Source organism: Pseudocitrobacter sp. 2023LY-00077, assembly GCF_055796175.1.
In genome coordinates, this window is sequence record NZ_JBSPEI010000007.1 from 1 (window position 1) to 15,141 (window position 15,141).

Consider the following 15,141-nt stretch of genomic DNA (forward strand, 5'->3'; position numbering starts at 1 on the left):
GCGACGACTACCGGTCGAAGGGGCTGACGGCCTCGCTGGAAGCGGGCTATACGCTGAAGGCGGGCGAGTTCAGCGGCAGCGCGGGTACGCTGAACAGCTGGTACGTACAGCCGCAGGCGCAGGTGACCTGGATGGGCGTGAAGGATGATGCGCACACCCGTCATGACGGCACGCGCATCCGCAGCGAAGGCGACGGCAACGTGCAGACGCGTCTGGGCGTGAAGACCTTCCTCAACAGCCATCACAAGCAGGATGAAGGGAAAGGTCGCGAGTTCCAGCCGTACGTGGAAGCGAACTGGATTTACAACAGTGAAACCTACGGCGTGCGGATGGACGGGGTACGCGTCAGCCGCGATGGCTCGCGCAACCTGGGCGAAGTGCGCACGGGTGTGGAAGGCAAGCTGAGTCAAAACCTGAGCGTGTGGGGCAACGTGGGCGTGCAGCTGGGCGACAAGGGCTACAGCGATACCCAGGGGATGCTGGGCGTGAAATACGGCTGGTAAGGCCGGAAGTACAGAAGGGAGCCGACTGGCTCCCTTCTTATTTTTGCCTGATGGCGCTTCGCTTATCAGGCCTACGTTTCATAGTAAGCCAGAGAATGAAAGGGCTTACGCCGTAACGGTAATGCTCTGCCCCGCAAAGCTCACCGTTTGTCCGGCGACGATTTTGCAGCGCTTGCGCGTTTCAATCGCGCCGTCAACTTTCACCTGGCCGTCGGCGATGACGATTTTCGCCTGCGCGCCGCTTTCGGTCCAGCCTTCCAGTTTCAGCAGATCGCACAGTTCAACGTGCGGGTGTTTTCCTAAAGAGAATGTGGCCATTATGCTTCCTCGACGTCGTGATACTCTTCACAGGCCTGAAGCGTATTCTGAATAAGTGTTGCAACGGTCATCGGGCCGACGCCGCCCGGAACCGGCGTAATGTAAGACGCGCGTTTTGCCGCATCTTCAAAGACCACATCGCCCACCACTTTGCCATTTTCCAGTCGGTTAATGCCGACATCCATGACGATCGCGCCTTCTTTGATCCAGTCGCCTGGAATAAAGCCGGGTTTACCGACGGCGACAATCAACAGGTCGGCATTTTCGACATGGTGACGCAGGTTTTTGGTGAAACGGTGAGTCACAGTGGTGGTACAACCGGCCAGCAGCAGCTCCATGCTCATCGGGCGACCTACGATGTTAGATGCGCCGATAACGACGGCATTCAGCCCATAGGTGTCGATGTTGTAGCGCTCAAGCAGCGTAACGATACCACGCGGCGTACACGGGCGCAGACGCGGCGCGCGCTGGCACAGGCGGCCCACATTATACGGATGAAAACCGTCAACGTCTTTATCGGGCGCAATGCGCTCCAGCACTTTCACGTTATCGATGCCCGCCGGAAGCGGCAACTGCACTAAGATGCCATCAATGGTTTTGTCGGCATTCAGGGTATCGATAAGCGTCAGCAGCTCGGCTTCACTGGTGGTTTCCGGCAGGTCATAAGAGCGGGAGACGAACCCCACTTCGTCGCAGGCTTTGCGTTTGCTTGCGACATAAATTTGTGAGGCCGGGTTGCTGCCAACCAGCACAACGGCAAGCCCGGGTGCACGTTTTCCTGCTGCAACGCGCGCCTGCACTTTTTCCGCAACCTCAGAGCGCACCTGCTGCGCAATCGTTTTACCGTCAATAATCTTAGCTGCCATCAGAGAGAAGATTCCATCTGTCACTTTCGAAAGGGGGATGGCTATATTTTGTCAGATGCGGGGCTTTCTGTCAGTCATCCTTTACGAGTTTTCGCGCGAAAGCCCTTCCCGCTGACGATAGTCTTACGGATTGCAGGGTTTTATTCTGGTGAAAATTAGGACGCGGCTTAGCCTGGGCTCAGTGTTTATACGTATTTTCTCTTATTTAATTTCTGTACCTTACCGTCGAAATAAAGTTCTTCCGGTGTTCTCGCCGGAATATCTCGCTGTCCATTATTTGGCAGTGTTTTTAACTCTCTCAGGGACGCTGAGGTTATGCGGTCTGGCAATTATTTGCCGTGCTATGTCATGCGAGTCGTACAGGATATTCGGTTCGTCACAATGTTTTAATTCATCAAGGAATACCTATGAAACTGAGTACTATTGCCTCTACTGTGATGGCGTCTTTCGTATTAATGGCGGGTGCCGCACAGGCTGCGCCGGTTTCCGTTAATGGCGGCAGCGTTCACTTTAAAGGTGAATTAGTCAACGCAGCGTGTGCGGTAAATACTGAGTCTTCAGATCAAATTGTTGAACTGGGCCAGTATCGCACGGCGAAATTTACCGCAGTCGGCGATACCACCACCAATATGCCGTTCACCATCGTTCTGAACGATTGCGATCCAAGCGTATCAGCTACCGCTGCTGTTGCATTTAGCGGCCAGGCTGACGCCACCGACGCAACCCTGCTGGCAGTGAACTCTTCCAACAACAATACCGCGGCGAAAGGCGTGGGTATCGAGATCCTCGACAGCAAATCGAAAACCCTGAGCCCGGATGGCGCAACCTTCTCTTCTGCGCAGACTCTGCTGCAGGGCACCAACACCCTGAACTTCACCGCGCGCTACAAAGCAACGGCGGATACCGCTGAGCCGGGTCAGGCGAATGCGGACGCGACCTTTGTGATGAAGTACGAGTAATCGCTAATACAGGGAGTGACTTTGCCTCAGGGATGAGGCTCGAATCACCTGAAGAGAGCCACGAATGAGAGGGATTGTGTTCCTGCTGGCCACGCTGATGCTTTCTCTGCCCGCGCTGGCGCACAGAGTCGTCATCGAAGGTGGAAAGGTACAAATGCGCGGTGAGTTGGTTAACAGCGCCTGTGCTGTCGCCACTGAAAGCCAGAATATGCGCATCGAGATGGGGCAGTACCGGACCAACGCGTTTACCGGGCCGGGAAGCTTTGCCACCACCCAGGTGCCGTTTACGCTACGCCTGGTCGACTGCCGAAAAGATGTCTCGCAGACCGTGGGGATTGCCTTCCAGGGGCTGACGCCAACGGAAGATCCGCTGGTGTTTATGACCACGTCGCGCGTCGATGGCCGTCAACCAAACAGCGGGGTAGGGCTGGCATTATTTGATAATAGCCAGCGGCACATTATTCCGAACGCCCAGCCGGTTTCCTATTTTCCTATTAATGATGATGAGCTGATATTTCATTTCAGCGCGCGCTATCGGGCTATTTCCGGCCAGGTTATGCCAGGCGCTATTCAGTCTGATGTCTGGTTTACGTTGCTTTATCCCTGAAGCGTCAAAAAGAGAAAAGGTATTGTTGTGATTAACGCAATTATTAAATCAAGCATGGCCCTGTCATTTTTACTGCTGTGTGTCTCGCTGCCTGCGCAGGCATCCGGGGGAGTGGCATTGGGCGCTACGCGCGTTATTTATCCGGCAGACGCCAAACAGACGTCGCTGGCCATCACTAACAGCAATGATAAAGAACGTTATTTAATTAACGCATGGATTGAAAACGACCTTGGGAAAAAAGAATCCACATTTGTCGTGACGCCTCCACTGTTCGTCAGTGAGCCAAAAAGTGAAAACACTCTGCGGATTATTTATGCCGGGCAGCCTTTGCCGTCCGATCGCGAGTCGCTGTTCTGGATGAACGTGAAGGCGATTCCGTCCGTCAATAAAGCGAATATCGAAGGGAAGAACGTTCTGCAACTGGCGATTTTGTCGCGCATCAAACTTTTCGTTCGCCCAAAAAATCTGGCGATGCCGCCGGAAGAGGCCCTGTCGCACCTGCGTTTTGAGCGCAGCGGCACGCATCTGAAGGTGACCAATGCGTCGCCTTATTACGTTACGCTTGTCAATTTGCAGCTTGGCGGTCAGCGCATCAATAACCTGATGATTGCGCCGAAAAACAGCGCCCAGCAGGCGATTCCCGCCTCGGCGAGCGGTACGCTTTCGTGGCAGAGCGTGAATGATTACGGGGCTATCACGCCCGTTCACCGCGTAAACCTTTGATGAAGCCAGGGCAGGCCGACACCATGAAAAACCTTCACCCGCTCAGTATGCTGACGCTGGCTGTGATGGCGGCGCTCTGGTCACCCAACGGGCGCGGCGAGAGCTACTTTAACCCCGCATTTTTGTCGGAAGATACGGCCACCGTGGCCGATCTTTCGCGTTTTGAGCAGGGGCATCAGCAAGCGCCGGGCGTGTATCGCGTCGATATCTGGCGTAACGATGAATTTATCGGCACCCAGGATCTTACCTTTGTCGCCGCCGAAGGGGCGGCCCCTCCCGCTGCGGGCCTCGCGCCCTGTATTCAGCGTGATTTCTTACAGCGTTTGGGCGTCAACATGACGGCCTTCCCGGCGCTGGCGAGTGAACCGAAAGAAAGCTGCGTGGCGCTGGAAAACCTGCTGCCAGGTAGCGTCGTGGCCTTTGATTTCGCCTCGCTACGCCTGCGACTGAGCCTGCCACAGGCGGCGATGAGCAACAGCGCGCGCGGTTATATTCCACCGGACGAGTGGGATGAAGGCATTCCAGCGCTGCTGTTGAACTATAGCCTGACCGGTAACAAAGGCAGCGATGACGACAGTCACTATCTCAATTTGCAAAGCGGCCTGAACTACGGCCCGTGGCGGCTGCGTAATAACGGCGCGTGGCGCTATACCCGCAATAACGGGCAGCGCCACAGCGAATGGGAGAATATCGGTACCTGGCTGCAGCGCTCGATTATCCCGCTGAAAAGCGAAATGGTGTTGGGCGACAGTAATACCGGCAACGATGTGTTCGACAGTATCGGCTTTCGCGGTGGCCGGCTTTACTCCTCAGACAGTATGTATCCGGACAGCTTGCAGGGCTATGCGCCGACCGTCCGCGGGATTGCGCGTACGCCAGCAAAGGTGGTGATTCGCCAGAACGGCTATGTGATTTATCAAAGCTACGTCCAGCCGGGCGCCTTTGCGATTAGCGACCTGAACCCAACCTCTTCGAGCGGTGACCTGGAGGTGACCGTGGAGGAGAAAGACGGTAGCCAGCAGCGCTACACCGTACCCTATTCCACGGTGCCGTTGCTGCAACGTGAAGGACGACTGAAGTATGACCTGGTCGCCGGGGAGTATCGCAGCGGTAATAGCCAGAAAGATACGCCGTTCTTTGGCCAGGGCACGATGATTGTCGGCCTGCCGGGCGGTTATACGGTTTACGGCGGTACGCAGATGGCATCGCGCTACGCGGCAGCAGCCATTGGCGCGGGGAAAAATCTCGGCGACTGGGGCGCGATTTCTCTCGATGTGACCCATGCACGCAGCCAGTTAGCAGACGACAGCTGGCATGAAGGGCAGTCGCTGCGTTTCCTGTACGCGAAATCCCTGAACGGCTACGGCACTAACTTCCAGCTTCTGGGCTATCGCTACTCGACGCGCGGTTTTTATACCCTTGATGACGTGGCGTGGAAACGGATGTCCGGGTATGAGTATTCCGAAACGGAAAACGATAAAAACGGCGTGCCGGATGTTGTGAGTTATCACAACCTCACCTGGAGTAAAAAAGGGCGTTTCCAGGTCAATATTTCGCAATCGCTGGGGGATTACGGTTCGGTGTATCTCTCCGGTAGCGAGCAAACCTACTGGGGAACCAGCGATTCCAATATCTGGTATCAGCTTGGCTATGCCGGCGGCTGGAAAGGCATCAGCTACTCGCTGAGCTGGTCCTGGAACCGCGCGGTGGGTATTGACGGCACCGATCGTATTGTTTCTGCGAACGTCTCTATTCCGTTCAGCCTGTTTACGCCGAACGGCTATCGTCGCGATAGCGTCCTGGACCGCGCTTATGCCACTGCTTCCGCCAGCCGTAATAAAGACGGTGATAGCAGCTGGCAAACCGGCGTGAGTGGCACACTCCTGGAAGGACGCAACCTGAACTACAGCGTGACGCAGGGCCATACCAGCAACAACGGCTCCAGCGGCAGTGCATCCGCTAACTGGCAGGCGACGTACGGTACGGTTGGCGCAGGCTACAACTACTCCCGTGACCAGCATGATTTCAACTGGCAACTGGCCGGTGGCGTGGTCGGTCATGCCGATGGCGTGACGTTCAGTCAGCCTCTGGGCGATACCAACGTGCTTATCAAAGCGCCGGGCGCCAGCGGAGTGAAAATCGAAAACCAGACCGGGGTGAAAACCGACTGGCGCGGTTACGCCGTCATGCCCTACGCCACGGTGTATCGCTATAACCGCGTGGCGCTCGATACCAACTCTATGAATGACCATACGGACGTGGAAAACAACGTCAGCAGCGTGGTGCCAACCCGTGGTGCGCTGGTGCGTGCAGCGTTTGATACGCGAATCGGCGTGCGTGCGTTGATCACCGTACGCCGAGGCGATCGCGTGGTGCCATTTGGCGCGATTGTGCGTGAAGTCAACAGCGGCGTCACCAGCATGGCGGGAGAAGAGGGGCAAATTTACCTTAGCGGCCTGCCATTGAGCGGCGAGTTGCTTATTCAATGGGGCGACAGTGCGCAGGAACGCTGCCGGGCGACCTATACGCTCCCGCAGGAGAGTTTAAATCAGGCGATTACCATGATGGGAGCACGCTGTGAACGTGAATAAGAGTATGAAAAGCACCCTTGCACTGGCGGTGGCGTGTCTGGGAATGACGGCGCTTCCTGCCTGGGCAACGGTGTGCGCGAACTCGGATGGTATCTCAAAGGATATTGCCTATGATCTGACCGATGTTTTTACGAGTGCGAATAATCAGGTGGGGCAAGTGGTGACGCTATCGCAAAAAACAGGGCTGGTGGGAGTGAAAGCCACCTGTCCAAAGGGCACTAGCGGTAATACAACGATGCGAAGCTATCGCACGGATTTACCTATCACCAGCGTTGAAGACCGCTTTCAGTATGTAAAGCTGAATGAATATCTCGACGGCGCGATGAAAATCAACGATGACTACGCTGGTGATTTTTATCCGCCAGCCGATTACATCCAGATGGGGACACACCCTAATGTCTCCAAAAATCAGCCCTTCCCGGTGAATGACTCCAAGTTGGTTTTCCGCCTTAAAGTGACGCGTCGCTTTATCAATATGGTGGTCATTCCGCAGCAGACAATGTTCCGGGTATACGTCACCACCACAAAATCGGACCCGCTTACCACCGTCGTTTACACCATCAGCTATAGCGGCACCATTGAAGTGCCGCAAAGCTGTGAAATTAACGCCGGGAATGTGGTCGAATTTGATTTTGGCGACATTGGCGCATCGCTCTTTTCGCAGGCGGGTGCCGGGCAGCGTCCGCCGAGCGTACCTGCGCAGAGCAAAACTATTGGGATTAAATGCACCAACGTGGAAGCCAATGCGTACCTGACGATGCGTATCGAGGCTGAGAAAGTCTCGGGTAATGCACTGGTTTCTGACAACCCCGATTTAGGCTTTGTGGTGGCCGATGCAAACGGCACTCCGCTAACGCCGAATACGCTGGGCAGCACCATTCCGTTCCGGCTGGATGACGCTGCGCAGGCGCAGGTGGGTATTCGTGCGTGGCCGGTCAGCATTACCGGCAATAAACCGGCAGAAGGGATATTTACATCGCGAGGCTATCTGCGTGTTGATTACGATTAAGAGAGGCAAGATGCCACGTCATTTCACCTATGCCCTGTCATTGCTGGCGATGATGAGTACTGTGCAGGCGGCAACGCCATTGGGCGAAATCAACATAGAACTGCGCGGTAATATCGTGGACTTAAGCTGCGTGGTCAACGCCAGCGACAGCGCAAAAGAAGTGCAGTTGGGATCGTGGCCAACGAAACAGTTGCAAACCGCGGGCAGCAAAACCCAGGCGATGCCGTTTTCGATTCGCTTAACCGGCTGCCCGCCGGGTGCCGTATCGATAACTTTTGCCGGAACGCCCGACGATCAGGACAACACTTTGCTGGCGCTGAATGGTGCAAGCCAGGCCAGTCGTGTTGCGGTGGAGATCCTCGATGAGGACAAAACTCGCTTACCGTTACAACAGGAGAGTAAAGAGGTGACCATTGACGCACAAGGGGATGCCACACTGGCGTTTTACGCTAATTACATCTCCACGGCAGATAACCCTCAGCCGGGCAGCGCCGATGCGGATGCGACCTTTACGCTTAACTATAACTGACTTCCCGGGCCCGTTTCGGGGCCGGGATTCATGAAAGGCTAAAGTAATTCGTGGGCTTTCGCATAATCAATCAATTCAACGATAGTATGTACGCCAAGCTTGGTGAAAATATTTGATTTATGCGCGCTAATAGTTTTATTGCTCAACAATAGTTGGGCTGCTATCTCTTTATTAGATAAACCATTAGCAAGATAACGTAGTACGGTAATTTCTCGGTTAGATAACGGCATGTCGGTAAACTTATTACTACGCATGTTCCCGCCACCGAAGATATTCATAGAGTCTGCCGGGAAGAACGAATATCCGGCGAGAAGCATCTCCACCGCTTTATAGATGTCACACAGATCCTTCCGTTTGCTGACGAAACCATTTGCGCCAGCCCTGATCGCCCGACACGCATAGAACGACTCAGATTTGGATGACAAGAAAAGAACCTTAGTGCTTTCACTGATGTTCTTTATCCGCTTAAGTAATGAAAACCCGTCTGAACCGGAAAGTTCGATATCGAGTATCACCATATCTACATTATTATTTCTAATATATTCAATGACTTCATGACTGTTGTCTGACTTAAGAACAACCTGTACCTGTAGGTTTTTTTGCAGCAGGACCTCGATCGACATTCTGACTATAGGGTGTTCGTCCATAATGATAACGGATGCCGGTTTCATCTTTATATGCCTCAGACTGGTGGAATAGTTACGTGGGATTCCTTTACGGAAACTATTACAAGTCGAATGGATAAATAAAAAGTTTTAATTTTTAGCTTACTTCCAGAGGAGTTATCTATCCCTACTTGTACCATTATAAAGTGACAATTCTGTCCGGTACTTAAACAATGCCTCAACCCTTGAAAAAGGCTTTTCTTATAACACGATAAGTACATGGCTATTATACTTGCTATGAATTGTCCGAAAAGCATTATTAAAGTCGCAACAATCAGTAATTAATATGATGTTCTAGTCAGAAAGTTTATTCAAATTATTTTTGGTATTTACCTCCAGGTGTTTAAAATCCTGTAGAGGAGTTAACTTTTTTCTCTGGCATAAATATAAATAGATGCTAAATGTTGAAAACGTGTTAATTGATATGGCGCAATTATTGGGGAATAATCGATCGGTAAACATATCCGGAATGGCGCAATTCAACGATTATTCCACAAAAAATTCCTTTTGATCTCAACTCAAGCTATGGGGAGGGCTTAAGGAAAATATTTTATCAGCACAATGCAAAACCCTACTATATCTGGTGGTTACCGACTGACAGGCCTACAAATAGCGCTAATCAGGAGGTTCCTGCCTGAATGTGCGACAGAGTAATGCTCTTTAGAGACCTTTTTCCATAGTGATTTTTGCTATCCAAATCCGGGTCTTAGGAATAGTTATAAACTTTGCAATATTGTTTAAATTTAACAAAAAAAGATCATTTTGATTAAGTAATTTCTTAAAACAATCTAAGATTTAAGAGGTTAATGAAATTGTCAGTTTGAACTAGCAGAAAGATTTTGCAGCAAGTGAATAAGTTCTGAGCGATGCTGAAGCTTGAGCCGTTCCACCATGCGCCCCAGACGATAGATAATCCTGTGGTAATCTTTGTCGTGATCGCTGGCAATAGATTTCAACGAACGCCCCTGGGTCAGCGCCATCAGAATGAGCCACTCATCGCGCGAAAAATGGCTTTTCCGGTTGAACTGTATCGGCTGAGGCATGAGCAGTTTTTTGCGCAGGGTACGAAACGGCGAATGTCGACTGATTATCCGAAGTGCCGTCACTGCTTTCATAAAGCGCAGGGCTTTTTTATCCTGTGTCGGCGCAATCAGATGAATATAATTTTGTGGATACTCGAAACTGATGCGGCGCAAGCGATCCAACGTTTCGATGGCTGGCGCATCGGTGTAGTAAATATCGACCAGCAACTGCACGCCCGGTGCTTTGGGGAGCAGGTCCAGCGCATTATCCAGCGTTGACGTTACCCAGCCGTTGCTTAACGGATAAGGGGCGAAACGAAATCCTTGCCGCAAGAATTGATCGCTGCTGACCAGAATAAAATGAGGGGAGTCGGTTTTGTGCGTGAGGGCAAGTGAGTGAGTCAGGCGTTCGAGTCTATCAAAAAACGGGGGCCAGGCGTGTGGATTCTTAAATCCGGGGTGATCGGTGCCTGAACGACGCCTCCTTTCTCTGCGAATTGCGATGCGCATGCTTCTCTTCCTGGCGCCGTCACGCGCGTCTTCACTTATAGCTTATCTAACGATGCGGTCAAACAGCCAGTTGCAGACATTGTGACACCAGAGGCAGGTTCTTCTCTAAGGCAATACTTAAAGTTAGGTAAGGGTTTTCGCAGCACCAGGGCTGCTGTAAGAAGAGTGGTTAAAAAAAAGACAAGGGCTGTTCGCGTTATGCTCATCCTAACGAACAACCCTGATTTCACATTGAAATGGATTGACTCACCGCCCGGTGACCGTATAATTCCTCGCGTTTCACCCCATGAAGTAACAACTTCTTCAGTGCGCCCTTAGCTCAGTTGGATAGAGCAACGACCTTCTAAGTCGTGGGTCACAGGTTCGAATCCTGTAGGGCGTACCATTTCACTGCAAACCGTCATTTTCCCTTAGCAAGATAGTTCTCAAGCCACGGTAACAGCTGTTTTTTACGGCTCAGCATCCCTTCGACTAAGCAGGGTGCGTCTGCTTGCTGGCCTTTCGGCACGGCAAAGTAGAGCGTCGAATACCCGGCATTGATATCCGTCAGCATGACCACCACCAGTTGCGCGCCGGTTTCCTGGATATTCAGCGCCATCTCTTCCTGCAACTCATCCAGTACTGCATCCACCTGATTTAATGAAAACAGCTCAATCTGTGCGGCGTTAACCTTCACGCCCTGAATCTGGAACGTTTTAATATCTTTATTCAACAGCGCTTTCCCGCTTAACCCCTCAATGCTGGTTTTCGCGGTCAGTAGCCCGGCGATAAAGGCATCTTTCTCGATACCGGCGAGGGTTGACAGTTCTTCAACGGCAAGCTTGTCATCAGGCGTCGTGGTGGGGGAGCGAAGCGCGACGGTGTCGCTGATCACGGCTCCCAGCATTAATAGCGCTTCGGCGGGCGTTATCATGCGGCGGATCTCTGGCGTCATCAATTGCCACAGTAGCGTACTGCTGCTGCCCACCGGCTTCACCCACACTTCCGGCGGCAGGCGCGTCACCAGGCCGCCAAGACGGTGGTGGTCGATGATGCCGACAACGTTACTCTCAGCTAAAGAGGCAGGGCCCTGAGTGGGCTCGGTAAAATCGACCAGCCAGACATCGCGATCGGCGAGAGAGTCGGTGAGTAAGGCGGGAACCGGCAGTGCTGCCTGTTCAAATATAAACCGGGTTTCACGGTTAATTTCCCCACAACGCCAGGCCTGTGCCTGAAGACCGCGCAGCGTAAGCCAGCGGCTTGCCATATACGCGGTGCAAACGGCGTCGCTATCCGGGTGGAGGTGGCCAAGTACATTTATCATTGCTTAAACCTTTTCAGGGAAGCATGTTGAGCTGGAGAAGAAAGACCAGCCTGACACGCCCCATCGTGAATGAGAGTCATATCAGGCGTCATTAGCCTCAGAACGAGGCGGTTGGGGAAGGTGGAACGCCATCACCTTACGTGTAGTGTGAACCAGGGCGCGCTGGCTTTCAAGCGCTTGCGCGGCAGTAAAAATTTTTTGCGCAACAATGCAAAAAAAACGCAAAGCGGTTTAAAGGCAGAAATTTATTTTGAATTTGAGATTTTAGTTAGATGAAAATCTCACGCGATAGTGATAATAACAAATGATAATCAATTTCCACTTACATGTGGAAACAATATTTCATTTTTATTTTGTGGTCATTTCAGTCTTTTACAAACAACCTCTATATTAAAATAATTATCATTAGGTATTACCTCTGATATAAGAAGTGGTATCACATATTTGATACTTTTTTCTCGTGGTAAAATTCTTAGTGATAGCCGCAATTGTCCTGGATGATGTCTGTGTTATAAGAATGTTTATTATTTAAGTGTTGATTTTTAAAGCGTGTTTTTTTGCGTTTATTTATTAAACCAGGAATATTGTCGTATATGTTGGTTTTAGCTGTATTGGTATGCTTCTGGCCGGGCAGGGAAGCCGTTGACAAGGATTTATGTCAATGGAACTATATATTTACAAAAGGGAGGAGGGTGGCAAAATGTTATCTGAAGTTAATTTAAACAAATTAAGCTGTATTACATGCCCTTTAAATTGTGAGATAAAACCTACAACATCTGTACGCATTTCTTTTTGCCAGAGCTTTTGTTTTAGCACCTGGCCAGAAGGCAGTCGATTTTTTGCACTGGGCATAGCAGAGGGGGTGTTGAAAAAAAGCCACACCTGGATCTACTCTGGTTGTGTTTTTGTTGATTTTTCAATAAGTTATTTCAGGAGTTATTTAGACAGAGTCTGGCTGGAGACGTTGATAGAAACCAAGCTTAAAATAATTCTTGTTTGTGACAGGCATCTGCAGGCATTGGCTAACTATTGGTTTAAAAACGACGATAATATTTTTTTGATTTTGTATCCTGGAGACAAAATCGATGCTGTCGCTGAAAAAATCAAAAGGAAGTTTCTCGGGCATCATGCAATGTCCGTTCGTGGTGAAGTTTTATCCAGACTTGAATTTAACATCCTGCATGATTTAAGCGCGGGCCAGGATTGTGTCGTGGTGGCTGAGGCATTTAATCTGGGGATACGTAGCGTCTATGCGGCAAAGCAGCGGGTGGAGAAAAAAATGGGCGCTGATATTAATGATCTTTTCCGTTATTCCTATGCGGTGTAAATGTTTTCTATTCTGTTTTGACATTTTTTAACGATAGTTTCTATAACATTTAACGTTATCATTGTAAGTCTGGGACTTTTTATAAAAAGTATTATTTATCATATGCATGACGGGTTTGCGTTATATGGCTTCTTATTGATTATCGCGTTGATGAACATTTTTATATTGGTGTTTATTTTCTAATCTCTGTTTATTTTTTCGTTCCGATCGCACCGATCGGAACTCTCACCTGGTCGTTCTCCTCATCACTGTCAAAACTTTGATTCACTCCACACTTCTGCGTCATTGTCGAAAAGTGCAAGTTTTACTTACAAACTGGCCTTCTTTTTCGCTTTCAGCCTGTCAAAAATGCAGATGAAACAAAATTAAAACATAAATTAAACAAATTAAAACATTCATCTGCGAGGTACCCTATGAACAATCCTGGCGAGTGTCTTCTTCTTAGGGATAAGGGGAGGGGCTTATGACGATGAAGCAACCGGCACGCGAGTGTGACGTTCTGGTGGTTGGCAGCGGGGTAGGCGGTCTCTCGGCTGCGGTGACGGCGGGCCTGAATGGGCTGGATGTACAGGTCATTGAAAAAGATTCTGTTTTCGGCGGCACGACGGCGTTTTCCGGCGGCGTGCTGTGGATACCAAACAATCATCTGGCGCAGCAACAGGGCATTGAGGACTCTACCGATGCGGCGCGTACCTATTTGCGTAGCGAAGCGGGCGAAAGCTATCGCCCGGAGCTGGTGGACGCTTTCCTGCAACAGGCCCCGCAGATGCTGCGCGTTTTTGAAGAGAAAACCCGTTTTTGCTGCAACCTCTATCAATATCCCGATTACCATCCGGATACGCCGGGCGGCGTGATGCGCGGGCGCTCGGTGGTGCCGGAAGCGTTCGATATCCGCCAGTTGGGCGATGACATGAAACGTCTGCGTAAACCGTTACGCACTATCACCTTTATGGGAATGATGTTCAGCTCATCAAACAACGATCTCAAACACTTCTTTAATGCCACCCGTTCGCTCAAATCTTTCGTCTATGTGGTGAAACGGCTGAGTCGCCATCTGCTGGAAATTGCTCGCTATGGTCGCGGAATTACCGCGAACGGCGGCAATGCGGTGGTCGCACGGCTGGCGTGCTCGGCGCGTGATCTGGGCGTGCCGATTCATACCGGGATGGCCGTCAAAGAGCTGATTGTGGAAAATGGCGTGGTACGCGGCGTAGTGGCTGAGCGCGACGGCGAGCGGGTGTCTCTGTATGCGAAGCGCGGCGTGGTGCTGGCTTCTGGCGGTTTTGCCCGCGATGATGAACGCCTGAAAAATCTTTATCCGCACGTTAAACGCGGCGGCATTCAGCTGTCGCCAACGCCGCCGGGCGCGGACACCGGCGATGGCATTGCGATGGCCGAACGCATTGGCGCGCGTTTTGATAACAGTTATCCGAACGGTGCGGCATGGATCCCGGCATCGAAAGTGCAGATTGGCCGCCAGCAATTTGTCTTCCCGCATCTGGTCGATCGCTACAAGCCGGGTTTTATCATGGTCAATCGACACGGTGTGCGTTTTTGCAATGAAGCGGACTCCTATCATGACGTCGGCATCGCCATGATTGAAACCTGCCGCGACGATAATGAAACCTTTGCGTGGCAAATCTGCGACCACAAAGCCTTGCGTAAATATGGCATGGGATTCGCCAAACCTGCGCCATTGCCCGTTTCGCTGTATACCCGCAACGGTTATCTGCTGAAGGGCAAAACGCTGACGGAACTGGCGGAGAAGATGGGGGTCCCCGTTGCCGCGTTAAATCATACGGTTACCGCCTTTAATGCCGATGCACGGCGCGGGAAAGATACCCAATTTGGCCGTGGCGAGTCGGCGTATAACCGCTATCTCGGCGATGCCAATCATCAGCCTAATCCCTGCGTTGCGCCCATTGAACAAGGGCCGTTTTACGCCGTGAAGCTGTTTATGGGCGACCTTGGCACGTTCCATGGTCTGAAAACCGATGGTGAAGCGCGCGTGCTCGACTTACAGGGCTTGCCCATTCCCGGCCTGTACGCCGCCGGAAATGAGATGGCAAGCATCATGGGCGGTAGTTATCCGGGCGCAGGTATCACCCTCGGCCCTGCCGCGACCTTCGGGTATATCGCCGCCAACTCCCTTGCCGCACGCGGTGAAACCACAGCGCTGCCTCAGCGTGAAGCATCCTGAATTCGGAGA

Annotated in this window: 14 protein-coding genes, 1 tRNA gene and 1 riboswitch; of the genes, 10 read left to right on the top strand and 5 right to left on the bottom strand. The window is 51.6% G+C overall.

Annotation, left to right across the window (positions count from 1 at the left end):
• Positions 1 to 503: autotransporter outer membrane beta-barrel domain-containing protein (locus ACWWFX_RS10465; protein WP_473223758.1), on the top strand; the 503-nt coding region annotated here is incomplete at its 5' end.
• Positions 504 to 608: 105 nt separating this feature from the next.
• Here ACWWFX_RS10465 and ybcJ read toward each other — a convergent pair.
• Together ybcJ and folD are read right to left on the bottom strand one after the other, a co-directional pair.
• Positions 609 to 821, bottom strand: coding sequence for a ribosome-associated protein YbcJ (ybcJ, locus tag ACWWFX_RS10470; RefSeq protein ID WP_473223759.1), 213 nt, complete (start codon positions 819 to 821; stop codon positions 609 to 611).
• Positions 821 to 1,687, bottom strand: coding sequence for a bifunctional methylenetetrahydrofolate dehydrogenase/methenyltetrahydrofolate cyclohydrolase FolD (folD, locus tag ACWWFX_RS10475; RefSeq protein ID WP_015965477.1), 867 nt, complete (start codon positions 1,685 to 1,687; stop codon positions 821 to 823). The genes ybcJ and folD overlap by 1 nt, the downstream gene beginning before the upstream one ends.
• Before the next feature lie 407 nt (positions 1,688 to 2,094).
• Here folD and fimA point away from each other — a divergent pair, with 407 nt between their 5' ends.
• The 6 genes from fimA (at position 2,095) to sfmF (ending at position 8,105) form a co-directional block, all read left to right on the top strand.
• Positions 2,095 to 2,646 carry a type 1 fimbrial major subunit FimA gene (gene fimA, locus ACWWFX_RS10480; RefSeq protein WP_113858833.1) on the top strand — a complete coding sequence of 184 codons (552 nt, stop codon included), beginning with the start codon at positions 2,095 to 2,097 and terminating at the stop codon, positions 2,644 to 2,646.
• A 64-nt stretch (positions 2,647 to 2,710) separates the two neighbouring features.
• Complete coding sequence (gene fimI, locus ACWWFX_RS10485; protein WP_113858834.1) at positions 2,711 to 3,253, top strand: type 1 fimbrial protein subunit FimI; 543 nt, start codon at positions 2,711 to 2,713, stop codon at positions 3,251 to 3,253.
• A 30-nt stretch (positions 3,254 to 3,283) separates the two neighbouring features.
• On the top strand, positions 3,284 to 3,976 hold the full coding sequence (fimC, locus tag ACWWFX_RS10490; RefSeq protein ID WP_255690519.1) for a type 1 fimbria chaperone FimC: 693 nt from the start codon (positions 3,284 to 3,286) through the stop codon (positions 3,974 to 3,976).
• 23 nt (positions 3,977 to 3,999) lie between these two features.
• The gene (locus ACWWFX_RS10495) at positions 4,000 to 6,567 is read left to right on the top strand and encodes a fimbrial biogenesis usher protein (RefSeq protein WP_473223760.1); all 2,568 of its coding nucleotides are present in this window, start codon (positions 4,000 to 4,002) and stop codon (positions 6,565 to 6,567) included.
• 4 nt (positions 6,568 to 6,571) lie between these two features.
• Complete coding sequence (gene fimH, locus ACWWFX_RS10500) at positions 6,572 to 7,576, top strand: type 1 fimbria D-mannose specific adhesin FimH (protein WP_473223761.1); 1,005 nt, start codon at positions 6,572 to 6,574, stop codon at positions 7,574 to 7,576.
• 10 nt (positions 7,577 to 7,586) lie between these two features.
• Positions 7,587 to 8,105, top strand: coding sequence for a fimbria assembly protein (sfmF, locus tag ACWWFX_RS10505; protein ID WP_473223762.1), 519 nt, complete (start codon positions 7,587 to 7,589; stop codon positions 8,103 to 8,105).
• A 38-nt stretch (positions 8,106 to 8,143) separates the two neighbouring features.
• Here sfmF and fimZ read toward each other — a convergent pair whose 3' ends face one another.
• The gene (gene fimZ, locus ACWWFX_RS10510) at positions 8,144 to 8,776 is read right to left on the bottom strand and encodes a fimbria biosynthesis transcriptional regulator FimZ (protein ID WP_276218588.1); all 633 of its coding nucleotides are present in this window, start codon (positions 8,774 to 8,776) and stop codon (positions 8,144 to 8,146) included.
• 809 nt (positions 8,777 to 9,585) lie between these two features.
• Entirely contained in the window at positions 9,586 to 10,302 is a 717-nt protein-coding gene (locus ACWWFX_RS10515; RefSeq protein WP_276218586.1) for a DNA-binding response regulator, read from the bottom strand.
• 308 nt (positions 10,303 to 10,610) lie between these two features.
• Here ACWWFX_RS10515 and ACWWFX_RS10520 point away from each other — a divergent pair.
• Positions 10,611 to 10,687, top strand: a tRNA-Arg gene (locus ACWWFX_RS10520).
• 15 nt (positions 10,688 to 10,702) lie between these two features.
• Here the strand turns inward: ACWWFX_RS10520 and ACWWFX_RS10525 are convergent.
• A complete protein-coding gene (locus ACWWFX_RS10525) occupies positions 10,703 to 11,605 on the bottom strand; it encodes a DHHA2 domain-containing protein (RefSeq protein WP_473223763.1) in 903 nt (300 codons plus the stop codon).
• Between the two features lie 75 nt (positions 11,606 to 11,680).
• Positions 11,681 to 11,750: riboswitch (Fluoride riboswitch) on the bottom strand.
• 516 nt (positions 11,751 to 12,266) lie between these two features.
• On the opposite strand from ACWWFX_RS10525, the gene ACWWFX_RS10530 reads away from it, so the two are divergent.
• Both ACWWFX_RS10530 and ACWWFX_RS10535 read left to right on the top strand, forming a co-directional pair.
• The gene (locus ACWWFX_RS10530; protein ID WP_473223764.1) at positions 12,267 to 12,932 is read left to right on the top strand and encodes a helix-turn-helix transcriptional regulator; all 666 of its coding nucleotides are present in this window, start codon (positions 12,267 to 12,269) and stop codon (positions 12,930 to 12,932) included.
• 463 nt (positions 12,933 to 13,395) lie between these two features.
• Positions 13,396 to 15,132, top strand: coding sequence for an FAD-dependent oxidoreductase (locus ACWWFX_RS10535; RefSeq protein WP_276218581.1), 1,737 nt, complete (start codon positions 13,396 to 13,398; stop codon positions 15,130 to 15,132).
• The last annotated feature ends 9 nt before the right edge of the window (positions 15,133 to 15,141 follow it).